Raw genomic sequence first — 24,516 nt, 5'->3', positions numbered from 1 at the left:
TCGCGCATCGGATACACCGCTGTATTCGAACCGCTGCATCGAACCGCTGCATCAAATCGCTGTACCGAACCGAGGACGCGGCTCCGCGAACCGGCCAGGCGCCGGCAACTGCCGCCGCTGCCGGCCGATCCCGACACCGCCGCCCAGGCCGTGGTCGCCGTCCACGACGGTGTCACCGCCCAACCGCTCCTCGACGGCGACACCGCCGGCGCCCGCACCGCGCTCCACCGGCCGCTCACCACCCTGCTCACCACCGAGGACCCCCATGGACGCTGACGTCATCGTCGTCGGTGCCGGCCTGGCCGGACTCACCGCCGCGCACGAACTCACCTCCCGCGGACGGAAGGTGGCGCTGATCGACCAGGAGAGCGCCGCCAACCTCGGCGGGCAGGCCTGGTGGTCGTTCGGCGGTCTCTTCCTGGTCGACTCCCCGGAGCAGCGCCGGCTGGGCGTCAAGGACTCCTTCGAGCTGGCCTGGAGCGACTGGCAGGGCAGCGCCCGGTTCGACCGCGTGGACGACCAGGACTCCTGGGCGGTGCGCTGGGCCCGCGCCTACGTCGAGTTCGCCGCCGGCGAGAAGCGCTCCTGGCTCACCGGCCACGGCCTCTCCTTCCTGCCCACCGTCGGCTGGGCCGAACGCGGTGACCTGCGCGCCGACGGGCACGGCAACTCCGTCCCCCGCTTCCACGTCACCTGGGGCACCGGCACCGGCGTCGTCGAACCGTTCGCCCGGTCCGCCCACCGGGCCGCCGCGCGCGGGCTGCTCACCTTCCACCACCGCCACCGGGTCGACGGGCTCGTCCTCACCGACGGCACCGTCACCGGCGTACGCGGCCGGGTGCTCGCCGAGGACGACGCGCCGCGCGGCGCCGCCTCCACCCGCGAGGAGGTCCGCGACTTCGAACTGGCCGCCCAGGCCGTGGTGGTGGCCTCCGGCGGCCTCGGCGCCAACCACGACCTGGTCCGCGCGCACTGGCCCGCCCGGCTCGGCACCGCGCCCCGGCACATGGTCACCGGCGTGCCCGCGTACGTCGACGGCCGGATGCTCGCCATCAGCGCCGAGGCCGGCGCCCGCCTCGTCAACGGCGACCGCATGTGGCACTACACCGAGGGCCTGCACAACTGGGCCCCGGTCTGGCCCGGCCACGGCATCCGGATCCTGCCCGGCCCCTCCTCGATGTGGTTCGACGCCCTGGGCCGCCGCCTGCCCCAGCCGTACCTGCCCGGCTACGACACCCTCGGCACCCTCCGCCACCTGCGCACCACCCCCGACCTGGCCGAGCACGACCACTCCTGGTTCGTCCTCACCCAGAAGATCATCGAGAAGGAGTTCGCGCTCTCCGGCTCCGAGCAGAACCCCGACATCACCGCCAAGGACCGCCGCGCCTTCCTCCGCGACCGCCTGCTCGGCAAGGGCGCGCCCGCGCCCGTCGAGGCCTTCAAGCGTCACGGTGAGGACTTCGTGGTCGCCGCCACGCTGGAGGAACTGGTCGCGAAGATGAACGGGCTGACCGGCAAGCCGCTGCTCGACCCGGCCCTGATGCGCCGCCAGATCGAGGCCCGGGACGGACAGCTGGCCAATCCGTACAGCAAGGACGCGCAGATCCAGGGCATCCGCAACTCCCGCCGCTACCTGGGCGACCGCCTCGGGCGCACCGCCACCCCGCACCGCCTGCTCGACCCGGCCGCGGGCCCGCTGATCGGTGTGAAGCTCCATGTGCTGACCCGCAAGACGCTGGGCGGCATCCAGACCGACCTCGCCTCGCGGGCCCTCGGCCACGACGCCGCTCCGGTCCCCGGGCTCTACGCCGCCGGCGAGGTCGCCGGATTCGGCGGCGGCGGCGTGCACGGCTACAACGCGCTGGAGGGGACCTTCCTCGGCGGCTGCCTCTTCTCCGGCCGCGCGGCCGGGCGCGCGGCGGCCGAGGCCACGGCCTGACTCGACGCCGAGGCCTGAGTCGACGCCGAGGCCTGAGTCGAGGCCTGAGTCGAGGCCGCAACCGACCGCATCCGCTCAGGCCCCACCGCCACTCAGGCCCGGTCGAGGAGTGCGGCCAGGTAGCGCGCCGTTTCCTCGTACAGCTCCTCCAGCGTCGGCAAGTGGGTGTGCCCGCTGCCTGCCGTCGAGTTGAACAGCACCCCGTCGCACCAGCGGATCAGCCGCCGGGCGTCGGCCACCGCGTCCGTGGAGCCGCACTGCGCCAGCAGGGCTGCGGCGATGTCGGTGAAGCGGGCGCCCAACCGGTCGTAGCCGGTGCGCAGTTCGGGTCGGCGGGTGGCCTCCAGGGCGAGTTCGAGTCGGGCCAGGGTGAGCGTGCGCCCGGTGGTGAGCGCCTGGTGGAGCAGGCCGGCACCGGCCTGGACGAGCAGGTCCCGCGGTGAGGCGTCGGCCGGGGGCGCGCCGGTGAGGACGGGGTGGTCCCGGGTCTCCCGTTCGACGATGCGGTTGAGGGCGAGGTCGAGCAGCGCGGCCCTGGTCCGGGCGAGGTTGGAGGTCGAGCCGGCGGGCAGTCCGGCTTCCTGGTCGACGGCGCGGTGGGTCAGCCCGCGCAGGCCGCGTTCGGCGATCAGGGCGATGGCGGCGTCGGCGATCAGGGACGGGCGCGGCGATGTCATGGATCCGGAAACGGCCTTCCTCTTCGGGTCCCGACTCGGGGCGAGTCCGAATCCCTCACTACAACAGTAGTCCGCATCGACTACATGTGTAGTACGGTACCGGGTATCGGCCACTACACCCGTAGTGTCAGGGGAGGAGCTCACGCATGGACGCGCACGAGGCGATCGTCATCGGCGGCGGCATCGGCGGGCTGGCTGCCGCGCTCGCGCTCCACCGGCAGGGCATCCCCGTGACCGTCCACGAGCGCGCCTCCTCGCTCGAACCCGTCGGGGCCGGACTCGCCCTCGCCCCCAACGCCCTGCGCTCCCTCGACCGGCTCGGCGTCGGCGAACGCCTGCGCGGCCTCGCCACCCCGCACCCCGCCATCGGCCTGCGCCACCCCTCCGGCCGCTGGCTCGCCCGCACCGACACGGCGAGCTTCGAGGCCTTCTTCGGTGACACCATCGCCGCCGTCGCCCGCGCCGAGGTCATCGCCGCCCTGGTCGACGCCCTCCCCGCCGGCGCCGTCCGCACCGACTCGCCCGCCGCCCTGGTCACCCCCGGATCCACCACCGAACCGGCCGTCGTCCGCACCCCCGACGGTGAGCGCTCCGCCACCCTGGTGGTCGCCGCCGACGGCATCCGGTCCGCCACCCGCGGCCTGCTCTTCCCCCGGCACCCCGGCCCCCGCTACAGCGGCTTCACCACCTGGCGCACCATCGTGACCCCCGCCCGCCGGCCGGAGGCCGTCGGCGAGATCTGGGGGCGCGGACGGCTCGTCGGCGCCTTCCTGCTCGCCGACGGCCGGGTCTACGTCTACGGCGCCGCCCTCACCCCGGCCCGCGAGCGGGCCGCCGACGGCGACGAGAAGGCCGAACTCCTGCGCCGGTACGGCACCTGGTGCGCGCCGGTGCCCCAGCTCCTCGCGCTCGCCGAACCCGAGCGCGTCCTGCGCCACGACGTCTGGGACCTCGCCGACCCGCTGCCCGCCTACCACCGCGGCCGGGTCGCCCTCCTCGGCGACGCCGCCCACGCGATGTGCCCCTTCCAGGGCCAGGGCGCCTGCCAGGCCATCGAGGACGCCGTCGTCCTCGCCTCCCCGCTGACCCCGGACACGGACCCGGCCGCCACCCTCCCCGCCTACACCGCCGCCCGGCTGCCCCGCACCACCGCCATCGTCACCGGCTCCCGCCGCGTCGGCGACCTCGTCGCCCTCCACACCCCCGCCACCACCTTCCTGCGCACCACCGCCCTCACCCTCGCCGGCCTCCTCCCCGCCCGGACGCTCCTCGGGCGCTCCGCCGCCACCTACAACTGGCAGCCCCCGGCCCTCGACGCGACGGCCTGAGACCCACGAGACGGGACGAGGGCCCAACCGCTGGTTGCGGCCGGGCCCTCGTTCCTCGGCGCGCGGTGCGCAGGTCAGCTCGTGCTGGCGCCGTAGAGCGGCTTCATGTCGACGACCGTGGTGGTCACGGTGTGGCCGAGGCCCTCGCGGGCGGCGTTGGCGAGCAGGCCGGTGTCGCCGTCGGCCCGGTAGGCGTACAGGCCTCCGAGCTTCTTCGCGCGGGCGTACTCGGCCTTGGCCTTCACGCTGCGCGGGGTGTCGAGGGAGATGAAGACCCTGCTGTCCTGGTTGTAGAGGAAGTCGGCGTTGGCGAGGGCGTCGGTGTACAGGGTGAAGCCGTTGCGGCCCTTGCCGCTCTCCAGGTCGAGGTAGTTGCGCAGGATGTCCGCCTGCTCGCTCCTGCCCGACTCGAACGAGCCGACCGTGGTGCTCTCGTCGTGCGGGGTGTAGCTGCCCCTCAGCGGCGACATCCCGCTGACGCTCGCCCGCTGGGCGTTGCGGGTGTGGGTGGCGTAGGCGAGGTGGATGACACCCGGCGCGACCTTCAGCTCGTCGACCAGGTACGTCACCGCGGCGTCCGCGCTGCGCGGCTCGTAGGCGTTGAAGTCGTGGCGCAGCGGAGCGTGGTGCCCGAGGCCTTCGGCCCACGGGGAGCCGAAGAGGTCGAAGGCGAGGAGGTTGACGCGCTGCGCGCCGGCGGCGAGGAGCAGCGGGATGTTCATGTCCTGGATCTTGCGAGTGTCCGCGGGGGCGCTGATGGCGACGGTGGCCTTCGGGAGCTTCTGCTTGACCGCGCGGATGAGCTGGGCGAAGTTCTCGGGGTCCTCGGGGCCGTAGGCGTTGGCGGGGTCGCCCGCGGCGTTCGGGAACTGCCAGTCGAGGTGGAGGGCGGTGAACATGGGGAAGGCCTGGAAGATCCGGGCGAGGGAGTCGACGAACGCCTCCCTGGACTTGGCCTCCTTGGCGATGTGGTGGAAGGCCTCGCTCATCTCCCAGCCGCCGACGTCGAGTCCGACCTTGAGCTTCGGGTTCTTCTTCGCCAGGGCGGCGACGGCGCCGAGCAGGCCGCGGGCCTTGTCCTGGGTGAAGTTGGCGGCGGCGTCGCCGCTGGGAGCGCCGTCGAAGCCGTAGCCGATGAAGGCGAGGACGTCGCCCACGCTGTCGGTGAACACGGCCCGGCCGCGCTGGCCGGCTATCTTGAAGTCGCGGGCGGCGCGGTCGATGGCGTCCTTCCGCTCACCCGCGTCGCCGATGATGCCGACGCCGCCGATGACGATCTCGTCGAAGGCGTCGGCGGGGATGCGCGCGATGTCCGCGCCCGGCCCGCCCCGGTGGTGGTCGACGCCGGTGTCGCCGGCGGAGGTGCCGTAGCGGGAGTCGTGGGCGGCGTCGGCCGCGACGTAGCCGGACAGGGTCAGGCCGTTGCCGCCCTGGTAGGTGTTGAAGACCGTCTTCGCCGCGCGGCGCGGGGTGTAGGACAGCTTGGTGTCCTCCGTCGCCGGGTCGAAGCCGTTGGCCTGGTAGGTCTTCTCGGCGGCGCCCTTGCCCCAGGCCTTGCCGTTGACCTCGACGCCCGGGTCGGAGGCGTTGACCAGCTCACTCATGACGTGAATCCCCTCAGCTGTGCACGATACATATAACTGGCCGGTCGCCCGGGCGGACAGCGGCGCGGGCGGAGGGGCGCGTCCGGGACCTGAGCGGTTCGCCCGGACGCCGGTTCCAGCCGACCCCTGCCCGCGCCGAACCGTCGGAGCGTCGAGCGACCTGTTCCTGATGCATCGTCGGTGACGCTCGGGCCGTTCGGCAGGGGCAGTCTCGATCTTCACTCGAACAGGTGATTTTCCGGATGTTTTGGGTACGCCCGGACCAGATGGTCCACTCGTTTCGGCTTCGATACGGATGCACTGCGCCGACGGCCCACCGGCGAACGAACGCGAAGGAGGCCCGCCATGGCCTGGATACTCTTCCTGATCCTGGTGGCGATCGTCCTCGGGATCATCGGCGCGGTCGCGCACGGCCTGCTCTACCTTCTCGTCATCGGTATCGCCGTCTTCCTCGTCGCCCTCGCACTCGGTGTCGTACGCCTGCGCAAGGGCCCGCCCGTTCGCTGACCGGCTCCCCGGCGGGGCGGTCCACGGCCCAACGGACGGCAACCGACTCCGGACAGGGCGTGAGTGGCGGGCGGGGACCGTGGCCGGCGAGGGAGGTCCACTCCGCCGTACGGATCACCGGGGCGCCGGCGGCCCCTACCGGGCGGAGGCGCGCAGCCGGGCGATGCCCACGTCCAGCGCGGCTTCCAGGTGGGCGGCGGAGCCGGTGGTCAGGAGGATCAGCACACCGCCCTGGATGCCGGCGAGCAGGGCCGCGGCCTCCCGGTCGGCGTCCAGGGCGGGGCCGATCCCGCCGGTGGCCTGCAGTTGGCGGATGCCGTCGGCGAGTTGCCGCTGCCAGCGGTCGAGCAGTTCGGCCGCCACCGCCCGGGTGGCGTCGGTGGCCCCGCCGATCTGGGCGAGGGCGGTGTGGAGGGGGCAGTCGCTGCCCTGGGCCCGGTAGCGGGCGAGGACCTTGTCGCGCCACCGCTCCCAGGCGGCCCAGGTGGTGAGCGAGCCGAGTTCCGGCTGCTGGTCCTCGATCACCCGGTCCGCCTCGCGGCGGGCGACGGCCAGCAGCAGTTCGTCCTTCCCGTCGGGGAAGTAGTGGAAGACCTGGCTCTTGCTGGTCCCGGTGCGGGCCATGACGTCCTCGAGGCGGACGGCGAAGACGCCCTGTTCGCGGATCTGTTCGGCGGCGCCCTCGACGATGCGCTGCCTGGTCGCGGCGCCTTTGCGGGTCAACGGCATGGCTTCTCCCTGGGCGGGCCGGGTCGGGCCTCCGGGCCGGCGGACGGAGGTTCACGGTCAGGGGAGGAGGACGAGCTTGCCGGTGGTGCGGCGGGATTCGATGTCGGCGTGGGCGCGGGCCGCCTCGGCGAGGGGGTAGCGGCCGGTGATCCGCAGGGTGAGCCTGCCGTGGCGCACGAGGTCGAACACCTCGCCGGCGCGCCGGAGGAGCGCCTCGCGGGTGGCGACGTGGTGGTGCACGACCGGGTAGGTGAGCAGGATGCTGTTGGGCAGGTCGGTGGGGCGCAGCGTGGGGACGCCCATGAAGGGGCCGTAATAGGCGTGCACCCCGTGCGGGCGCAGCGACGCCTGGGACGAGAGGAAGGTGTCCGTACCGCCGCCGTCGTAGGCGACATCGGCGCCCCGTCCGCCTGTCAGTTCCCTGACCCGCTCCTCGAAGCCGCCGCCGGAGTGGACCAGCACATGGTCAGCTCCGGCCTCCTGCGCGACGGGGGCCTTCTCCTCCCGGGAGAGCAGGCCGATCACGCGGCCGCCCCGGGCCTTGACCAGCTGGGTGAGCAGCTGGCCCACTCCGCCGGCCGCGGCATGGACGAGGGCCGTGTCACCCGGGCCGACGGGGTAGGTCTCGGTGGTCAGGTGGTTGGCGGTGAGGCCCTGCATCAACACGCCGCCCGCGATCTCGTCCGGTACCTCGTCGGGCACCTTGACCAGGGAGTCCGCCCGGACGGCGAGCAGCTCGGCGTAGCTGCCGGGGTGGTAGAACCAGGCCACCCGGTCGCCGACGGCCAGGTCGGTGACGCCTTCGCCGAGGGCGGTGACGCGGCCCATGCCCTCGGCGCCGAGGATCACCGGGGCCGCCCAGCCGGCTCCGCCCAGGGCGCGGGCGCCGACGTCCATGTAGTTCACGCCCGCCACGCCCAGGCGCACCAGCGCCTCGCCGGGGCCGGGCACGGGGTCGGGCAGCTCGGTCCAGCGCATGACCTCGGGACCGCCGTGCTCCTCGATACGGATCGCGCGCATGGGGCAACGCCTCTCTCTGAGCGGGTCGTTGGTGAGGGGACGTGGAGTACGTTAGGTATCCGAAAATGGACCGGCAAGTCCACAATCGGCTCCCGGCGGCCGAGTTGGGCCCTCGGCCCGGCGGAACGCTCCAAACGCCGGGACACGCGGCCCGCGCCGGGTCACCCGCCTTCGCCGCCGGTGCGCCGTCCGTTCGCGCCGCGCCCCGTTCGCCCCGTTCGCCCCGTTCGCCCCGGGGAGCCGTGTCGCACCACGTACCGGGGCAGCGCCAGCCAACCGGCGCAGAACCAGAGGAGGGCCGCCCCCGTCAGGATCCAGGCGACGGGCGAACGGTCGGTGGCCGTGCGGAGCAGGAGGAGCAGGGCGGCGGTGATGGTGACGGCCAGCAGGACCAGGCCGACGGAGATGAGCCGGCCGGCGACGCGGATGAGCTCGGGCTTCATGCCGTGGCCGGCCAGGAAGCGGTGGAAGGCGACGGGGGCGATGAGGGTGCCGGTGGCGAGGGCCCCGACGAAGACGGCGGAGACGTAGAGGTGCTGGTCGAACGCGGGCAGGTCGGCGTAGCGGGGCGTGAAGACGACGCTGAGCAGGAATCCGAAGAGGATCTGGGCGCCGGTCTGGCAGACCCGAACCTCCTGGAGCATCTCGCTCCACAGCCGGTCGGCGCGTTCCTCGGGGGTTTCGTCACGCCCGGCGGCCGGGCGGTCCTGCTGCGGGGGCATGCACCGGCTCCTGCCGTGGTCGAGGATCTGCGGTCGAGGACGTCGGGAGCACGTCGGATGGTCGGGGCTGGTCGTCGGGTACCGGCTTCCAGCGTGGCCCGGTGGGCAGGCGTGTGCCACCGCGGGACTGCCGTCCGGTGCCGCCGGCGGCGGCCGGACACCGCTCATCGAGGACAGGCCCTGGCCCTCCCCGACAAGCGGTGGCCCGGCCGGCGCTGCCTACCGTCCGGCGCCGGCCTGACGGCCCGGACTCACTTCAGGTGTCGGTCCAGGAACCGGCACCCGTCCTCCAGCTCGAACCACGGCGTGCCGGTGTGCCCGCCCAGGTTGGCGTGCAGTGTCTTCTCCTTGCTGCCGAAGGCGTCGAACAGGTCCAGGGCCCGCTGCCGGGGGTTGCCCTCGTCGTCCCACTGCAGCAGGAACAGCAGCGGGATGGTGACCTGCCGGGCCTCCTCGCGCTGGGCGCGGGGCACGAAGCCCCCGGCGAAGAAGCCGGCGGCCACGATGCGCGGCTCGACCACCGCCAGTCGGATGCCGAGGGCGGTCCAGCCCCCCGAGTACCCGACCGGGCCACCGATCCCGGGCAGCGACAGGACGGCGTCCAGCGTCGCCTGCCAGTCCGGGACGGCCTTCTCGACCATCGGGCCGATGAAGGACTCGAAGATCTCGTCGACCGGCTCGCCGGCCTGCATCGCCCGGCGGAGCTCGGCGCGGGCCTGCTCCTCGGCGGCGGAGCGGGGCCGGTCACCGCACCCGGCGGCGTCGATGGTGGCCACCGCGTAGCCGCGCGCCGCGGTGTACCGGGCCCGGGCCACCAGCCGGGGGTCCGACTTGGGCAAGCCGTTGTTGTGGGCCATCAGGATCAGCGGAGCCGGTGCGGATCCGGGCGTCCAGAGGGTGCCGGGGATCTCGCCGAGGCCCTGGCCGAGGGTGAATTCGCGTTCGAGGACGCCGTCGTCGAGGCGCTGCTCGGAAGTGAAACGCATGGTCGTGCCTTTCGGGAGTGCACGTGAACGGCGCTCCCGGACGACCTATCGCCCGACCGTGACCCCGGAGGGGAGCACCCATGTCGATATCGCGTTCACGGGTACCACCTCCTCGTTCTCTCGCACGGCCTCCGGCAAGGTAGCAGTGGCCGCCGCGGTCCGCCAACAGGTTTTCGCGAGCTTGGCACCGACCCGGAGCCCACTCACTCGTTCGAGTGCGACCCGCCGCCTTCCGGTTTCGTCGCCCCCGCTCCGGCCCATGATCCGGCTGGACGGCACCCGCGCGCCGCCGGCGATGGCGTCAAGGGTCTACGAGCGGGCCTCCGTTGGCCAGACTGGCGCCGCGAGGTCCCGCCGGCCGCGCTCCTGGAGACCTACCCGGAGGTCGTGGGAACCCTCGAAGAGCTCAGCCGACGGGGCGTGCGGATGGCGGTGGTGTCGGATGCCTGGCCCAATCTGCCCGACCTTCACGCGGGACTGGGGATCCGGCGGCTCTTCGAGGCGCACGCGATCTCCGCGGTGCTCGGCTGCAACAAGCCGGACCCGCGCATGTACCACCATGCCAGCACCGCGCTGGAGCTCGCGCCGGCGCAGTGCCTGTTCGTCGACGACGATCCGGCCCTGGTCGCCGCCGCGATCCGGCTCGGGTACGCGGGGCGCGCGGTCTGCCGGGGACCGGTCACCACGGAGGTGCCTTCCATCGCCTCCCTGGCGGAATTGCTGGACCTCTTCTGACACGGGCGGGCGTGGTGCGCCGGCGGTCTGCCCGCAGCGGGGGCGATTGTGTCGCTGGCGAGCCGCTGGTCAGCTGCGGGTGGTTCGAGGGCCCGGCGGGCCGGCGTGGGGGCGGCCGGGCGTCGCCGGTCAGCCGTTGACGAGCCGGCCAACCGCCCGGCTAGGGTTGGTCCGCATGACTCACACCGAGATCGGAATCACCGCCGACCTGATCCGGGATCTGCTGCGCGACCAGCATCCTGACCTGGCCGATCGCCCGGTGCGGCTCGGCGCGCGTGGTTGGGACAACCAGCTGTGGCGGCTCGGCGACGACCTCGCCGTCCGGTTGCCCTGGGCGACGCAGTCCGCCGACGCGCTGCTGCGCAAGGAGCACGCCTGGCTGCCCTCGCTGGCGCCGCGCCTTCCGTTGCCGGTTCCCGTGCCGCAGCGCCTCGGTGAGCCCTCCGAGCGGTTTCCGAGGCCCTGGATCGTCACCACCTGGGTGCCGGGCGAGCCCGCCGACCGCGCCCCCGCCACGCGCGCCGTGGAGGCCGCCGACAGCCTGGCCGCCTTCCTGACGGCCCTTCACCGACCCGCGCCCACCGGGGCTCCGGCGGGCCGTGGCCGCGGGGGGCCGCTGGCCGATTATGCCGAAGGCTTCGCCCGGCAGCTCGAAGAGGCCACCGCGATGGGGCTGGTCCCCGAGCCGGACGCCGTCCGCGCGGTCTGGGAGGACGCCGTGGCCGCCCCCGACTGGGCGGGCCCGGCCCTGTGGCTCCACGGCGACCTGCATCCGGCCAACGTGCTCACCGCGGACGGCACCTTCTGCGGCGTGATCGACTTCGGTGACCTCTTCGCCGGCGATCCGGCCGTCGACCTCGCCGCCGCTTGGATCCTGCTGCCGGACGGCGCCGTCGACCGCTTCCACGAGGCCTACCGGCCCGCCCCGGACGCCGCGACCCTGCGCCGCGCCCGCGGCTGGGCGGTGCTGAAAGCCCTCGTCTGCATCCTCATCGGCGAGGCCGGCGTCCATGGGCGCCCCGGCGGCAAGGCCACCTGGGGCCCACCCGGCCACGCCGCGCTGCGACGCCTCGTCGCGGCGGACCATCGGTGAATCGGTGAGGGCCTCCCGTCGGCCGCATCCGCCGGGAGGCCCTCAGCCGAAGCCGAAACGGCCGGCCGTCGTCACGTCGAGGGTGTCCTTGAGCATCGCGAGAGCCGCACCGACCGGGCTCGAACGGCCGCCGCTCACGGTGATGTCCCCGGCGTCCGGGCAACCGTAGACGACGGCCTTCTCCGGCCCGGTCAGCGCGTGGAGCGGATCCCCCGGAGCGGTCTCCTCCAGCCGGACGCGGACCACCAGGGGCTCGTCGAGGCTAGCGACCGCCACCGCCCGCAGCCTGTTCCCCCGGCCGGCCGCGGCCACGGCGGCCGGCGCGGTGTGCCCGTCCACCGGCTCCGTCCGCACCCGTACGGCCGACGGTTCCCACCCCCACAGCAGGGCCGCCAGCAGCCGCACCTTGGTGGCCGCGTCCTCCCCGGAGAGGTCGGCCGAGGGGTCGGCCTCGGCGATGCCCCGCCGCTGTGCCTCGCCGACCGCCTCCGCCAGGGACTCCCCCGCCGCCAGCCGGTCGAGGACGAAGGTGGCCGTCCCGTTGGGGCACGCCCGGACCGATCCGCACCCGAGGCCGCGGACGCCCGCGCGCGCCAGGTCGGCCGTCGGCAGCGCGGCGCCGGTGGCCCCGGAGATCCTGATCAGGCTGCGGCCGGCCTGCGCGGCCTCGCCGAGTTCGGACCAGTGGGTGAGCAGGTGGCCCTTGGCCGCCGTGACCACGTGGACCCCGCGGCGCAGGGCCAGGACGGCCTCCTCGGCGGCCTGTCGCCGCACCGCCGGAGAGGAGGGCAGCGCCTGCACCAGCACGCGTGCCCCGGTCAGGTCGAGGCTCTCCTCCAACGCCACCGGCGGGCCCCAGGCCGGGCGTGGCGGCACCGGGCCGCCCGGCTGCGGCAGGCAGTGCGCGGAGCCGGTGCGAACGGCGCCGAGCCGCAGCCGGACGCCGTACCGGAGGGCGAGTTCGTCGCCCCGGGTCCGGATCAGGTCGGCGTAGGCGCGGCCGACCGGGCCGTAGCCCGAGAGCACCACGACGGCGTCCTCCGGTGAACGCGGCGCAACGGCGGGTGTCATGGCGGGGCGTCTCCTTCCTCGGCTGTGTGCGGCAGCGACCAGCGAACCGCCGTCGGCCGACTCGCGGTGGAGCGAACGGGATGACGGTTTGTCGACGGAGGATCGTACCGCCCCCGTGCGCGGACGCTCCGGGCGGTGGTGCGCCAGGCCAGGAGCCCGGCGCACCACACTCCCCGGTGACCCGTCAGCTCTCCGCGGCCGGGCGTGACTCGGTGAGCGCCAGGCCGCCGATGGCCGCGAGCATCAGCGTCGTCCCGACGACCGTGGCCAAGGTGAGCCGTTCACCGAGGAGGAGGACGGCGAGCACAGCCGCGCCGACCGGCTCGACGAGCATCACCACCGACGCCGTGGCCGCGCGGAGGACGGCCGCTCCGGCGAAGTAGAGCGGGTAGGCGAGTGCCGTGGTGACGGCGGCGACGTAGAGCATCAGCAGCACGATCCGGCCCAGGTGGGCGGTGTGCGGCAGAAGGCCCTCGGCCTGGGCGAACGGCAGCATGACGGCCGCGCCGACGGCGAACGACCCGACGGTGAGGGTGAAGGGCTCCTCACCCGCGCCGTGTCGTCCGGTCCACCGGCCCAGGAGGTTGGTGACGGCGAAACCGGCGGCGGACAGCAGGGCCAGGCCCACGCCGGCCGGGTGGACGGCTCCGGCCCGGTTGCCCAGCACCAGGATCGCCAGGCCGGTCAGCGCCCCGGCGACCGCGAGCAGCCCCGCGCGGCCGATGTGTTCGCCGAGGAACACGCGCCCGCCGGCGGCCGTGAGGACCGGCGCCGCCCCCAGCGCGACGATGGTGCCCACCGCCAGACCGGTGTCCTGCACGGCCGCGAAGTAGGCGGTCTGGAGGACCGCCAGACCGATGCCGGTGCCCGTGAACAGCAGCACACGCCGACCGATCGGCCGGGGCGTCCCGGGCACCGCGCGGGCGGGCCGGAGGACCCGGGCGGCGAGCAGCAGGGCCACGCCGGTCAGGAAGCGCCAGAACGAGACGGCCATGGGCCCGAGGTCGCTGGACCGTTGGACGAAGTCCACGGCGGCACCGGTCGTGCCCCAGGCGAGGCCGGCGAACGCCAGGCAGGCGAGGCCCCGGCGCACGGATCGGTGCGCCCGCACGGGGGCAGGGGTCAGGACAGCAGCAGTATTCGACACGAAGGGATCTCCCGACGGAGCAGATGGTCGTGGTCTCGCGTCTGCGGGCACAACCAATCAGCGCGCCGCGGCCGTTGGCCGGGCTACGCGCCGGTGTCGTTGGCGACCCGCCTCAGAGGGCGGGCGGCGGGAGCACTGCTGCGGAAGGCATGTCCTTCACCCTACGGCACCCCGGGGAAGGGCCTCCTTTCCGGGCCCTTCCCGGCACACCGCTCGGCCGCCGGGTCGTTCGGCCTGCCACGCAGGTCCGCCGGCCACACAGGTCAGCCGACCGGGCGGAGCGGCGGACCGACCCGCGCCCCCACCGCCACCCCGTGGCGGGAACGGTCCGCAGCCGATTCGCACCCGTGTCGCAGCTGTTGGGACGAGCGACCGCCACCAGCCGTGTCCTCGACCTGCGGGTGGTCGTTTCCCGGACACCTCTGCCCTTCACATGAGTGGGGAACGGCATGCCCCAGGAATCCATCCACACACTGCGGTACGCGGGCTTCACCTACCACTGCCGCGTCATGGCCGCCGACCGTCCGGCGATGGACCCGGTACTCATCCTCGGTGGTGCTTTCCAGGACATGTTCGCCTGGCGTCGCCACGAGGCGGTCCTCACCCGGTCCACGACCGTGATCACGCTCGACCTACCGGGTTGGGGCGGCGCCGACCACCTGCCGCACGACTACGACATCGACTTCCTCGCGGAGGCCACGGCGCGGGCGCTGGGCGCTCTGGGCACGGCGCGGGTGAACCTGCTCGGCTGCTCGTACGGCGCGCTCGTGGCACACCGCTTCGCCCAGCGCCACCCGACGCTGGTGCGGAGCCTCGCCCTCCAGGGCCTCATCGACACTCCGACCCCGGAGGAGGTGACGCGCCTCCAGCGGACCGCGGCCCTGCTGTCGGCGGGCGAGATCCGGCAGTTCGTGGCCAGCGTGGTGGACAGCATGAGTCCCTCGGACCCCGCGCGTCCCGTCCGCAGGGGCGAGGCCGTGCGGCGTGTTCTGGCGTCCCAGTTGCTGGGTGCGCCGGAGGGGTTCCGGGACAAGTTCATCAGCAACTCCCGGCGGCTCTGGGGCACTCGGGTGATCCACCCCGATCCGTCACCACCGGTGCCGGTCGTACTGTTCACCGGAGAGCACGACACGCTCGCGCCTCTGGAGAACGCGAGCCGGGTCGCGTCGACCTACCCGTCGAGCGTCTGCGTCGCCGTCGCCGAGGCGGACCATCTCGTCCACGTGCAACGCGACGCGGAGTACTGCGAGTTGCTCATGGCGCACTTCAACGGCCGCCGGGTGACCGACCTGCCGTTCTGCCGCCCGTACCGGCGGGGCCAGCGGTGACATGCCGGACCAGGCTCGGCGGGGTGGTGCGCCCGTGTCCGGTGCGTTCGGGGTCGGGCAGGGGGCGGAGCTCCCCCGTCGACGAGGCGTTCAGTTCGTCGAGGAGGACCTCCGCGATCTGCTCGGCCGCCCACTGCGCGCGGCTCGGGGCGAGCCGGCCGTAGCCGATGACCAGGGCCGGCGGGTGGCGCCGGGTGGCGTAGTCGGAGAGGGCGATGGTGGCGATGCCGCGGCCCGCGAGGTGTTCGGCGATCACGTCGTCCTTCAGTCCGCGAGGCAACGGAACCAGCAGATGCAGGCCTGCGGCGATGCCGTCGACCGGGCCGCAGTCACGGATGACGGCGTGGCTGCCCAAGGCGGTCACGAGAGCGTCGCGGCGCGCTCGGTAAGCCTTGCGCACGCGCCGCAGGTGCCGGTCGTAGCCGCCGGTGTCGGCGAGTCTGGCGAAGGTGAGCTGGTCCAGGGTGCTCGGACCGGCGGCCGTGGCGTCGAGGGCGTCACTCAGCGGTTGGCGCAGTTCCGGTGGTGGGACCAGCCATCCCAGACGCAGTCCGGGATGCAGGGTCTTGCTGACCGAGCCCAGGTAGACCACGTGGCTGCGGTCGAGGCCGGCCAGCGCACCGACGGGTCTGCGGTCGTAGCGGAACTCGGCGTCGTAGTCGTCCTCGATGATCACGGAGGAGCGCTCCGCGGCCCAGGCGAGCAGAGCCCTTCGGCGGGTGGGCGACAGGGCCGTGCCGGTGGGGAACTGATGGGCCGGCGCGCACAGCACCGCCCGGGCGTCCGTCCGCCGCAACGCCTCGACGTCGAGGCCCTCGGCATCCACGGCGACCGGCTCGGTGAGCAGACCGGCGGCGGCCGCGACCCGGTGCAGCCGGGACCAGCCGGGATCCTCGACCGCCAGGCTCGGCACCCCGCGTGCGGCCAGGACCCGCGCCACGAGCGACACTCCGTGGGAGGTACCGCAGGTGATGAGTACCTCGTCAGGCTCGACGGTCAGTCCGCGTACCCGGCTCAGATAGGCGGCGACGACCTCCCGCAACCGCCACGCTCCCTCCGCCGGCGGGAACACCGACCGTTCCCAGTCGGCGGTGGCGAGGACGTGCTGCAGGGACCGGGTCCATCCGGGTGCGGGGAAGGCGGCCACGTCCGGTGCGCCCGGCCGGAGGTCGGCCACCACCGGCGGTGTGGAAGGGGCTGGCCGGGTCGCCGGTGCCCGGTCCGGGTTGCGCATGACGGGTTGGGCCGTGACGGGTGGGGCCGTGACGGGTGGGGCCATGACGGGTTGGGCCGTGACGGGTTGGGCCGTGACGCGCGTGCCGGAGCCCTGCCGGGTCTGCAGGCTCCCCTCGGCGGCGAGCTGGGTGTACGCCTCGTTGACGACCCACCGGGAGCAGCCGAGTTCGGCGGCCAGCGCGCGGCTCGGGGGTAGCAGGTGGCCCGGCGCCAGGCGGCCCTCCGCGATCGCGGCCCTGATCCCACTCGTCAGGCGCTCGTACAACGACCCACCGTCCTCGGACACTTCGATGAGCAGGCCGGTTGCTCGATTGGTTCGGTCATCTCTCATGGAAGAGGACTGTATAGCCGGACCACTTGGCTCTAGCGTCGTCCCCGTAGCTGGTGGCAGCAGGCCACCGCGCCATGAACAGGAACAACCCCCTGATGACGAACATCGAATCCCCCGCCTTGACAGTCGTCGCCCAGTTGCGCGCCAAGCCCGGCAAGGAGCAGGCTCTGCGCCAGGCGCTCACCGCGCTCGTGGCGCCCACCTCGCGCGAGCCGGGCTGCGTCGCCTACGACCTGCACGTGGACGTGGACGACCCCGCCTCGTTCTGCTTCTACGAGATCTGGCGCAGCCCCGCCGAGCACGCCGCCAACCTCCAGACCTCCCACCTGCGGGACTTCGCGGCCCAGCTCGACGATCTGCTCGACGGCGAGCTTCGCGTCAGTCTGCTGCGCCGCATCGCCTGAGGTCCGCGGGCCCGACAGGCCCGCTGCCGTACGCGGCAGCCCGGGCTCCAGGGCTCCAGGGCTCCAGGGCTCCAGGGCACACCGAACCACCCGGGCGGGGCCGTCCCTTGCCCGGGTGGTGGACGGTTCGGTACTTGCCGGGCCGTTCGTGGGGAGGGCGCTCGGTGCGTTTGCGCGCCGGAGCGTGCTCCCGCGTGCCCTACCAGGAGGTGGCGGACAGGCGTGACCATGGGGCGCCCGATCCCGTCGGACGCCTGGAGGCGTGGTGTCACGGTATTTGTTCGACAGTGCCCGGGGAGAGGCGGCCGGTCGGTTCGCCGCCCTGGAGGCGTGTTACGACCCCGTCTCGCAGCAGCAGTTGATCCGAACAGGGCTCGGTGCCGGCTGGAGCTGCCTGGAGGTCGGCGGCGGCAGCGGATCGCTCGGTCACTGGATGGGCGCCCGGGTCGGAGCCGGTGGGCGGGTGATCGTCACCGAGATCGAGCCGCGCTGGGCCGCCTCCCGGGAGCGCCCCGCGCAGGTGCGGCTGGTGCGCCACGACGTGGTCCGGGACCCGCTGCCGGACGGGGACTTCGACCTGATCCATGCCCGGCTGGTGCTGCTGCACCTGCCGGAGCGGCTGGCGGTGCTGGACCGGCTCGTGGCCGCGCTGCGGCCGGGCGGCCGGCTGCTGCTGGAGGAGTTCGACTGCGGCTGGACACCGGTGCTGGCCGCCCCCGACAGCGCGTCGACGGCCCTGTTCGAAAGGGTCCACCAGGCGCTGCTCGGCCTGCTGGAGGGGGCCGGGGCGGATCCGCTGTGGGGGCGGCGGGTGCTCGGAGCGATGGCCCGCGCCGGGCTGCGGGAGCTGTCCGCGACCACGTACGCCGAGGCATGGCCGGGCGGGAGCCGGGGCATCGACCTGCACCGCCACAACACCGAACAGGTCGCCGCCGACCTGGCCGTGGCCGGCATCGGCGCGGCCGAACTGGCCGACTTCCACCGGCTGCTGCGCGACCCGGAGTTCGTCGTCAACTCCTATCCGCTGGTCAGCGTGCGCGGACGCCGCCCCCTGAGACCCGAGGAGACGCCGTGACCACCCGGTACCTGGAGGTACGGCTGCCGGTCGCCGAGGACCCGCTGCGGCTGATGGCCCGGCTGGTCCGCGGCACCGGCTACGACCAGTACGTGGTCTACGAGGGCCCCGCCGAATGGTCGCTGGCCGGCCGGCCCCTGGCCACGGTGCGCCTGTCCGGCCCCGAGCCCGCACCGCTGCGCACCGTGGCCGAGCGGCTCGCCCGGGTGCCGGTCAGCGACTGGCGTGCCTACGGCTGGGCCGCATTCGAACTCGCCGCCGCGCTGGCGGGAGCGGGCCGGCCCACGGGCCCCCTCCTGCACCTGATCGTCCCCGGGGACGAGATCCGCGCCGACGGCGGCAGCGTCCTGATCCGCTCCACCAGCCCCGAGCACCTGGACCGGCTGGCCGCCCTGGTGAGCGCGGGCCAGGACCCCCAGGCGGCCCCGACCGAGCGCGGCGACCGGATCGCCCTGGCGCTGGAGGACACCGGCAACTTCCGCGCGGCGGTGGCCGCCGCCGTGGCCGAACTGCACGGCGGCGGCCCCCTGGACAAGGTGATCCTCTCCCGGCGCCTGGACGTCCCCGCCCCCGTCGACCTGGTCGCCACCTACCTGGCCGGACGCCGGGCCAACACGCCCGCCCGCTCCTTCCTGCTGGACCTCGGCGGGGTGCAGGCCGCCGGGTTCAGCCCGGAGACGGTGGCCGAGGTCACCCGCGAGGGTCTGGTGATCAGCCGTCCGCTGGCCGGTACCCGGGCGCGTACCGGATCGCAGGCCGAGGACGCCCGGCTGCGGGCCGAACTGCTGCGGGACCCCAAGGAGATCCACGAGCACGCGATCTCGGTCAAGCTCGCGCTGGAGGAGTTGGCCGCGGTCTGCCACACCACCGGCGTCAGCGAGTACCTGAACGTCCTGGACCGTGGCAGCGTCCAGCATCTGGCCTCCGTCGTGACCGGCCGTCTGCGCCCCGGCCTCGGCCCCTGGGACGCCTTCGCGGCCCTGTTCCCCGCGGTCACCGCCACCGGCATCCCCAAAGCCCCCGCCTACCCCGTCATCCGCGCGCTGGAGGGACGGCCCCGCGGCCTGTACGGCGGAGCGGTCCTGACCTGCGACGCGGACGGCACCCTGGACGCCGCCCTGGTCCTGCGCAGCGTCTTCCGACAGGACGGGCGCTGCTGGCTCCAGGCCGGCGCCGGCATCGTCCGCCAGTCCCGGTCCGAACGGGAGCACGAGGAGACCTGCGAGAAGCTCCGCAGCGTCGCCGAGCACCTCGTCCCCGCCGCAGACGGCGACTGACCGGGTCCGCGTTCGGCTACCGGCTACCAGTCGGGGTCGTCGTGAGCGATGTCGAGGGTGCTCAGCGCGAGCAGGCGTCCGCTGGTGCGGTCCCGCAGGGTGATGTCGAGTACGTCCTCGTCGGGGAGGGTGTACAGGCGGAGGGTCAGGTCGAGTTCCGCGTGCGGCGCGGCGTTCTCGAGGTAGCAGAGTTTCTGGTCCAGGACGCGTCGTCGCAGGAACGCGTGGTCGGGGCGTCCCAGGTGCCGCCAGAACGCCAGGACGGCGGAGTCGATGATGGCGAAGTAGGAGGCGAAGTAGACGATGCCCACGGCGTTCAGGTCGCGGGCGGGGTCGATGCGGTAGGTGGTGGTGAACGGGGGTGCGGCGAGGTGGGAGGCTGCCGGGGCGGGGCTCAGGAGGGTGCCGGCCCGGCGGGCGGCGGAGGGGACGGCGCGCAGGGAGCGGTCGGCGGGCAGTCGGGGCAGGTGGTCGTGGGTGAAGCCGAGTGGGGCGGCGCCGGCCAGACCGGAGCCGCCGTCGGAGCGGGCGCGGGTGATCCAGCGGTTGAGGTTCTCGACGTACAGGCAGTCGGATCCGGCGGTGGGTGTGACGCGGTGCAGTACGGCGACCGATTGGCTGCCGCAGCTGTAGGCCTGCGAGTCGACGCGTACCTCGTCCCCGAGGCGCAGGCCCAGCACGGGCAGGGCGCGGCTGCCGCGGATGCGGAAGTAGGTGTAGGCGAGGTAGGTCGGGTCGCCGTCGGGGGTACGGGCCCGGTGGATGTCGAGTCCGCACTGTCGGGACACCACGTCCCAGGTCCAGTCGCCGATCCGGGCCGCGAACAAGGCGCTCTGGCCGCACATCGACAGTTCGACGGTGAGGGTTCGTGTCGTGTGCGGGGCGGTGGTCGGGTGGTCGGGCATCGGTCTCCTGGAGAGGCGGTACGAGGTCAGGTACGAGGCCAGGCGGGGGCGGTACGAGGTCAGGCGGGGGCGAGGGCGAGCACGGCGTTCTGGCCGCCGAACCCGCTGGAGGCCGACAGCGCGAGGCGGATGCGCTGGGGCCGCGGGGTTCCGGTGACGAGGTCCAGGTCGACGCGCGGGTCCGGCCGGTCCAGGTTCGCGGTCGGCGGGACGGTCTGCTCGACGATGGCGAGGACGGTCAGCGCGGCCTCGATCGCGCCGGCCGCGCCCAGGGTGTGCCCGAGCGCGCCCTTGGCCGAGGTGACGCTGACCCCGCCTGCGAAGAGCCGGGCGAGCAGGCCGGCCTCGGCGAGGTCGCCCTGCGGGGTGCTGGTGGCATGGGCGTTGACGTGGTCGACGTCCGCGGGCGAGGCCCCGGCCTGCCGCAGGGCGGCCCGTACGGCGGCCTCCAGTCCGGCTCCCTGCGGGTGGGGGGAGGTGAGGTGGTGGGCGTCGGCCGAGGCACCGTATCCGGCGATCCGGGCGAGCGCGGTCGCGCCCCGCGCGCGGGCGTCCGCCTCGCGTTCGAGCACCAGCACGGCGGCGCCCTCCCCGAGGACGAAGCCGTCGCGGTCGGCGTCGAAGGGCCGCGACGCCCGGGCGGGCTCGGACCGTCGGGAGGACAGGGCGCCCATGCGTGCGAAGGCCGCGGCCAGCAGCCGGCTGACGGGTGCCTCGGCGCCGCCGGCCAGCACGATGTCGCAGGCGCCCGTACGGAGCAGGTCCGCGCCGACGCCGATGGCGGTGGCCCCGGAGGCGCAGGCGGTGCCGACGGTCATGCTCGGGCCGCGGGCCTGCCAGCGAAGGGAGATCTGTCCGGCCAGCACGTTGGGCAGGAACATGGGGATGGTGACGGCCGAGACGCGCTCCTCGCGGGCGAGCCGGTACGTCTGTTCCTCCAGGGTGGTGATGCCGCCGAAGGCGGTGCCCATCACCACGCCGACCCTGGCTCCGTCCCAGCCGGCCGGCTCCAGGCCGGCCGTGCGCAGGGCCTCGTCCGCGGCCACGAGCGCGAGTTGGGCGTACCGGTCGGTGCGGCGCACCAGGGCGGCGCCCAGTCGGGCGGCCGGCTCGAAGTCGGCCAGCCGGCAGGCGAAGTCCACGCCGAGCCCGTCCAGTTCGGAGCAGGTACGGGCGGTGGGCCGGCCGGCGGTGACAGCCTTCCAGGTGGCGTCGGCGCCCTGGCCGGCGGCGGTGACCAGCCCGAGTCCGGTGACCACGACCCCGGCGGGCTGTCGGCCGGCGGTCACGGGGCACTCTCGTGCAACGCGGTGACGATCTCGCCGAGGGTCATCGCGCGGTTCAGGGCGTCGTCCGCGAGGGTCCGCCCCAGTTCGGCGGCGAGGATGTCGATCAGCTCCACCACGGCGAGCGAGTCCAGGCCGAGGTCGTCCAGGGTGGCGCTGTCGGAGAGCTGGGCGGTGTCCACCTGGAATCCGCCGGTGAGGGCGCGCTCCAGGCTCTGGCGGGGGGACGGCACGGTGGTCACGGTTGTCTCCTTGCGGGGTGCGGGATGACCTGCTGGTCGATCAGGTGGTCGAACATGCGGGCGAAGTAGGCCGTGTCCATGGCGGGTGACGGCACTCCGGCGTCGGCGGTCCGTTTGACGGTCCGGGGGTTCCGGAACCGGGGCAGGACGGTGTCCGGGGCCAGGCCCAGGATGTGGCGGGAGATGGCGAGCGCCCGGATCGCCATGGCCTGCGGTGTCCGGCCGAGGGCCTTCAGCCCCGCGAGCCACTGGTCCGCGGGAGCCGGCGCCAGGTCGTAGCCGTAGGCCCTGGCCTGTTCGAGGAAGCGGTGTGCGGGGAAGGGGTCCTGGTGCATCACCGGGTGGGCCGCGCCGAGGGAGCCGTCCTGCTGCGACAGCGCGGCGATGATCTGCGCGGCGTGGTCCGCGGCGACGACCGGGATCGTGCCGTGCGTCTGCGGGAAGAGCCCGGACAGCGCGCAGGCCGCGTACAGGTTCGCGGTGAAGTCGTCGTGCGGGCAGGCCCCGTCGCGGGAGTCGGCGAGGACGAGGCCCGGCCGGTAGACGGCCACCGGCAGCCCTTCGGCGGCCGCCGCGTCGACCAGGGCCTCGGCCTGGTACTTCGAGCGGGGATAGCCGATCGACCCGCAGGTCTCCTGGGTGGGGCGGTCGTGCTCGCCGACCACGTCGAGGCCGGCCCGGCGGGCGTCGAAGAACACGCCCAGCGTGGAGACGTGGTGCAGCGGGCTGTCGCCGGCGGCCCGGCAGAACTCCAGCACCCGGGCTGTCCCCGCCACGTTGACCGGGGCCAGCGCCGCGTACGGGGCCGCCATGTTCACCGACGCGCCGCAGTGGTGGACTTCCGTCACCGCCTCGGCCAGGCCGCGGTAGACGTCGCCGGGCAGTCCGAGCCGTTCCCGGGTGAGGTCGCCCGCGACGAAGCGCAGCCGGCGGGAGCCGGCCACCTCGGGGTCCTGCCGGGCCAGACGCCGCCGCACCCGCTCCTCGGCCTCCGACGCGCTGGACGCACGGACCACGCAGACGAGCTCCTGCTCCGTCTGTCGCAGCAGTTCCGCGCACAGGCGCGAGCCCAGAAAGCCGGTGGCTCCCGTCAGTAGCAGCATGCGAGTCCTCGCAGAGCAGTCTCGACGGCTTGGGCCGTCGTGCCGGATGTTCCCTGTGGTGTCCAGTGAGGGACATCGGGCCGGGCGGGCGGAAGGGGGTCCGGGGCGCCGGTGTGTTGCGTTCGCCGTGGTGTTGCGCATTCCGACCGATCCACTCGGCCGCGGGGCGGATCGTCGGCGACCTCACCCGCACGGGTGAGGATTGGTAAAGGCGCGAGGCGGAAATCGTCCGCTTGGCGCTTATCCTGAAGGCCGTACTGCCAGCGAGAGTTGACGTCATGCCTCGCCTGGTGGGCGAGGGAGGATTCCGTGTCCCAGCCCCTTCCCAACCACTTGCTGCGGCTCCTGCTCGTGGAGGCCCGCTGGACGGGCGGCGAACTGGCCCGAGCGGTCAACCTGGCCGCCGCCGAGTGCGGCATCCGCACGACCTACGACCGCACCTCCGTCTCCCACTGGCTCGCGGGCCGCCGCCCCCGACCACCCGGTCCCGATCTGCTCGCCGAGGTGTTCTCCCGACGGTTCGGCCGGACCGTGAGCACCGCGGACCTCGGCCTGGACCGGCCGCTGCCCCGCCAGCGCGGGCCGGCCACCTGGGTCCCCGAACCCGTCGACACCCGTGAGGAGTTGACCCTCCTGCGGCAGCTCGCTCCGCAGCCCCCGCACGGCCGTGCGCTCGTAGGCTCCGTCTACAGCATCGCCGCGCTCTCCGTACCGGGCTGGCCGCCGCCCTTCACCCCGCCCGCCCGGCCGACCGGACCGTACCGGCCGGGCATCGCCGACATCCGCGCGGTGGAGGAGATGCCGGCGCTGTTCTCCGCCGTCGACGCCCGGGCCGGCGGCGGCCTGGCCCGGCGGGCACTCGCCTCCTACCTCGCCCACAGCGTGGAACCCCTGCTCGGATCGGTCCTGCGACCGGTTCAGCACCAGCGGCTGCTGGTCGCCGCCTCGCAGCTCGCCTACCTCTGTGCCTTCATGTGCTGGGACGATCTCCTGCACGGAGCGGCGCAGCACTACTACCGACTCGCGCTGAGCCTTGCCGCGGAGGGCGGGAGCAGCACCGACTACGCGATCGCCCTGCGCGGCATGTCGGTGCAGGCCCTCATGCTCGGCCACCGCCGGCAGGCCGTACACCTCTCCGAGGGCGCCGTGGCGGCGGGCACGGGTGTGGATCCGCTCCGCCGGGCCTTCCTGCACGGACAGCTCGCCGTCTCCCGCGCCGTGGAACAGGACCGCAGGCGCGCGCCGCAGACCCTGTCCGCGGCGGAGCGCTTCCTGGAACGGGCCGGATCGCCCGCCTCGGCGCCGGTCGGCGCCTACCACCTGGCCGCCCTGCGCCACCAGCAGGCCGAGATGTCCGCGTTCCTCGGGGACCGGCGCGGCGCGGTCGCCGCCCTCACCGATTCGGTGCACCTGCGGCCCGCGGAGGAGCGGCGCTCGCTCGCCGTCACCCTGGCCCGCCTCGCCCGGCTCCAGGCCCAGGACGGGCGCCTCGACGAGGCCGTCGCCACCTGGCACCGCTTCCTCGACGCCCGCACCACCCTGCGGTCCCGGCGGATCGACCGAGCCGTGACCGAGCTGCGCAACCAGACCCGCCCCTACCGGCGCCTGCCACAGGTCGACGCCCTGCTGCAGCGCACCGCGTCCCCGCCCCGTTGAGTCGGAAACCGACCGTCCTACTTCGATCATGGGCAGGCCGTGGGCGGTCCGGGGGGCTCCTCTAGACCCGTACTTCGCGGGTGACCGTTTCAGGTCTGTGGCCAGCGGGTTTGTG

The 24,516-nt window shown here is 73.9% G+C and carries 23 protein-coding genes and 1 pseudogene; 11 read left to right on the top strand and 13 right to left on the bottom strand.

The window, feature by feature from the left end:
- Positions 1-150 precede the first annotated feature (150 nt).
- Together ACFP3U_RS29965 and ACFP3U_RS29960 are read left to right on the top strand one after the other, a co-directional pair.
- Positions 151-276: a hypothetical protein gene (locus ACFP3U_RS29965; RefSeq protein ID WP_380228858.1), complete on the top strand. Its 126-nt coding sequence runs from the start codon at positions 151-153 to the stop codon at positions 274-276.
- Positions 266-1,939 (top strand): FAD-binding dehydrogenase, encoded by a 1,674-nt coding sequence (locus ACFP3U_RS29960; protein ID WP_380228857.1) that lies wholly within the window; start codon positions 266-268, stop codon positions 1,937-1,939. The genes ACFP3U_RS29965 and ACFP3U_RS29960 overlap by 11 nt, the downstream gene beginning before the upstream one ends.
- Before the next feature lie 92 nt (positions 1,940-2,031).
- Here ACFP3U_RS29960 and ACFP3U_RS29955 read toward each other — a convergent pair whose 3' ends face one another.
- Positions 2,032-2,616 (bottom strand): TetR/AcrR family transcriptional regulator, encoded by a 585-nt coding sequence (locus ACFP3U_RS29955; RefSeq protein WP_380228856.1) that lies wholly within the window; start codon positions 2,614-2,616, stop codon positions 2,032-2,034.
- 146 nt (positions 2,617-2,762) lie between these two features.
- Here ACFP3U_RS29955 and ACFP3U_RS29950 point away from each other — a divergent pair, with 146 nt between their 5' ends.
- Positions 2,763-3,944 carry an FAD-dependent monooxygenase gene (locus ACFP3U_RS29950; RefSeq protein WP_380228855.1) on the top strand — a complete coding sequence of 394 codons (1,182 nt, stop codon included), beginning with the start codon at positions 2,763-2,765 and terminating at the stop codon, positions 3,942-3,944.
- 74 nt (positions 3,945-4,018) lie between these two features.
- Here ACFP3U_RS29950 and ACFP3U_RS29945 read toward each other — a convergent pair whose 3' ends face one another.
- Entirely contained in the window at positions 4,019-5,548 is a 1,530-nt protein-coding gene (locus ACFP3U_RS29945) for a glycosyl hydrolase family 18 protein (protein ID WP_380228854.1), read from the bottom strand.
- Positions 5,549-5,893: 345 nt separating this feature from the next.
- Between ACFP3U_RS29945 and ACFP3U_RS29940 the strand changes: the two genes are divergently transcribed.
- The gene (locus ACFP3U_RS29940; RefSeq protein ID WP_380228853.1) at positions 5,894-6,055 is read left to right on the top strand and encodes a hypothetical protein; all 162 of its coding nucleotides are present in this window, start codon (positions 5,894-5,896) and stop codon (positions 6,053-6,055) included.
- A 135-nt stretch (positions 6,056-6,190) separates the two neighbouring features.
- On the opposite strand, the gene ACFP3U_RS29935 is transcribed toward ACFP3U_RS29940, so the two are convergent.
- The 4 genes from ACFP3U_RS29935 to ACFP3U_RS29920 all read right to left on the bottom strand — a co-directional run bounded on the left by ACFP3U_RS29935 (position 6,191) and on the right by ACFP3U_RS29920 (position 9,512).
- Positions 6,191-6,784: a TetR/AcrR family transcriptional regulator gene (locus tag ACFP3U_RS29935; protein WP_380228852.1), complete on the bottom strand. Its 594-nt coding sequence runs from the start codon at positions 6,782-6,784 to the stop codon at positions 6,191-6,193.
- 57 nt (positions 6,785-6,841) lie between these two features.
- Positions 6,842-7,804, bottom strand: a complete 963-nt coding sequence (locus ACFP3U_RS29930; protein ID WP_380228851.1) for a quinone oxidoreductase family protein — start codon at positions 7,802-7,804, stop codon at positions 6,842-6,844.
- 161 nt (positions 7,805-7,965) lie between these two features.
- Positions 7,966-8,526, bottom strand: coding sequence for a DUF6328 family protein (locus ACFP3U_RS29925; RefSeq protein ID WP_380228850.1), 561 nt, complete (start codon positions 8,524-8,526; stop codon positions 7,966-7,968).
- A 251-nt stretch (positions 8,527-8,777) separates the two neighbouring features.
- The gene (locus ACFP3U_RS29920) at positions 8,778-9,512 is read right to left on the bottom strand and encodes a dienelactone hydrolase family protein (RefSeq protein WP_380228849.1); all 735 of its coding nucleotides are present in this window, start codon (positions 9,510-9,512) and stop codon (positions 8,778-8,780) included.
- A 345-nt stretch (positions 9,513-9,857) separates the two neighbouring features.
- Between ACFP3U_RS29920 and ACFP3U_RS29915 the strand changes: the two are divergent.
- Together ACFP3U_RS29915 and ACFP3U_RS29910 are read left to right on the top strand one after the other, a co-directional pair.
- Positions 9,858-10,247 (top strand): annotated as a pseudogene (locus tag ACFP3U_RS29915) (HAD family hydrolase); the annotation flags it as partial.
- 175 nt (positions 10,248-10,422) lie between these two features.
- Positions 10,423-11,340, top strand: a complete 918-nt coding sequence (locus tag ACFP3U_RS29910) for an aminoglycoside phosphotransferase family protein (protein ID WP_380228848.1) — start codon at positions 10,423-10,425, stop codon at positions 11,338-11,340.
- Between the two features lie 42 nt (positions 11,341-11,382).
- Here the strand turns inward: ACFP3U_RS29910 and ACFP3U_RS29905 are convergent, their stop codons facing one another.
- Together ACFP3U_RS29905 and ACFP3U_RS29900 are read right to left on the bottom strand one after the other, a co-directional pair.
- Positions 11,383-12,411: a homoserine dehydrogenase gene (locus ACFP3U_RS29905; RefSeq protein WP_380228847.1), complete on the bottom strand. Its 1,029-nt coding sequence runs from the start codon at positions 12,409-12,411 to the stop codon at positions 11,383-11,385.
- A 184-nt stretch (positions 12,412-12,595) separates the two neighbouring features.
- Entirely contained in the window at positions 12,596-13,522 is a 927-nt protein-coding gene (locus ACFP3U_RS29900; protein ID WP_380228846.1) for a DMT family transporter, read from the bottom strand.
- A 485-nt stretch (positions 13,523-14,007) separates the two neighbouring features.
- Here ACFP3U_RS29900 and ACFP3U_RS29895 point away from each other — a divergent pair, with 485 nt between their 5' ends.
- Positions 14,008-14,886 carry an alpha/beta fold hydrolase gene (locus ACFP3U_RS29895; RefSeq protein WP_380228845.1) on the top strand — a complete coding sequence of 293 codons (879 nt, stop codon included), beginning with the start codon at positions 14,008-14,010 and terminating at the stop codon, positions 14,884-14,886.
- On the opposite strand, the gene pdxR is transcribed toward ACFP3U_RS29895, so the two are convergent.
- Complete coding sequence (gene pdxR / locus ACFP3U_RS29890; RefSeq protein ID WP_380228844.1) at positions 14,825-16,453, bottom strand: MocR-like pyridoxine biosynthesis transcription factor PdxR; 1,629 nt, start codon at positions 16,451-16,453, stop codon at positions 14,825-14,827. The genes ACFP3U_RS29895 and pdxR overlap by 62 nt on opposite strands.
- A gap of 95 nt (positions 16,454-16,548) precedes the next feature.
- Between pdxR and ACFP3U_RS29885 the strand changes: the two genes are divergently transcribed.
- The 3 genes from ACFP3U_RS29885 to ACFP3U_RS29875 all read left to right on the top strand — a co-directional run bounded on the left by ACFP3U_RS29885 (position 16,549) and on the right by ACFP3U_RS29875 (position 19,209).
- Positions 16,549-16,857 carry a putative quinol monooxygenase gene (locus tag ACFP3U_RS29885; protein ID WP_380228843.1) on the top strand — a complete coding sequence of 103 codons (309 nt, stop codon included), beginning with the start codon at positions 16,549-16,551 and terminating at the stop codon, positions 16,855-16,857.
- Between the two features lie 277 nt (positions 16,858-17,134).
- Positions 17,135-17,932 (top strand): methyltransferase, encoded by a 798-nt coding sequence (locus ACFP3U_RS29880; RefSeq protein ID WP_380228842.1) that lies wholly within the window; start codon positions 17,135-17,137, stop codon positions 17,930-17,932.
- On the top strand, positions 17,929-19,209 hold the full coding sequence (locus ACFP3U_RS29875; protein ID WP_380228841.1) for a salicylate synthase: 1,281 nt from the start codon (positions 17,929-17,931) through the stop codon (positions 19,207-19,209). The genes ACFP3U_RS29880 and ACFP3U_RS29875 overlap by 4 nt, the downstream gene beginning before the upstream one ends.
- Positions 19,210-19,232: 23 nt before the next feature.
- On the opposite strand, the gene ACFP3U_RS29870 is transcribed toward ACFP3U_RS29875, so the two are convergent.
- From ACFP3U_RS29870 to ACFP3U_RS29855, 4 genes are read right to left on the bottom strand one after another with little or no spacing between them, the layout of a single operon-like run.
- A complete protein-coding gene (locus ACFP3U_RS29870; RefSeq protein ID WP_380228840.1) occupies positions 19,233-20,114 on the bottom strand; it encodes an LnmK family bifunctional acyltransferase/decarboxylase in 882 nt (293 codons plus the stop codon).
- Between the two features lie 59 nt (positions 20,115-20,173).
- Positions 20,174-21,403 (bottom strand): beta-ketoacyl-[acyl-carrier-protein] synthase family protein, encoded by a 1,230-nt coding sequence (locus tag ACFP3U_RS29865; protein WP_380228839.1) that lies wholly within the window; start codon positions 21,401-21,403, stop codon positions 20,174-20,176.
- Positions 21,400-21,642, bottom strand: coding sequence for an acyl carrier protein (locus tag ACFP3U_RS29860; RefSeq protein ID WP_380228838.1), 243 nt, complete (start codon positions 21,640-21,642; stop codon positions 21,400-21,402). Before ACFP3U_RS29860 ends, ACFP3U_RS29865 begins: the two co-directional genes overlap by 4 nt.
- The gene (locus tag ACFP3U_RS29855) at positions 21,639-22,745 is read right to left on the bottom strand and encodes a thioester reductase domain-containing protein (RefSeq protein WP_380228837.1); all 1,107 of its coding nucleotides are present in this window, start codon (positions 22,743-22,745) and stop codon (positions 21,639-21,641) included. The genes ACFP3U_RS29860 and ACFP3U_RS29855 overlap by 4 nt, the downstream gene beginning before the upstream one ends.
- A gap of 309 nt (positions 22,746-23,054) precedes the next feature.
- Between ACFP3U_RS29855 and ACFP3U_RS29850 the strand changes: the two genes are divergently transcribed.
- Positions 23,055-24,401 (top strand): hypothetical protein, encoded by a 1,347-nt coding sequence (locus ACFP3U_RS29850; protein WP_380228836.1) that lies wholly within the window; start codon positions 23,055-23,057, stop codon positions 24,399-24,401.
- Positions 24,402-24,516: the final 115 nt, after the last annotated feature.

It is taken from the genome of Kitasatospora misakiensis (genome assembly GCF_042656005.1).
GTDB lineage: Bacteria > Actinomycetota > Actinomycetes > Streptomycetales > Streptomycetaceae > Kitasatospora > Kitasatospora misakiensis.
The sequence above is the reverse complement of the archived record's forward strand: the minus strand, read 5'-3'. Positions and strand labels throughout refer to the sequence as shown.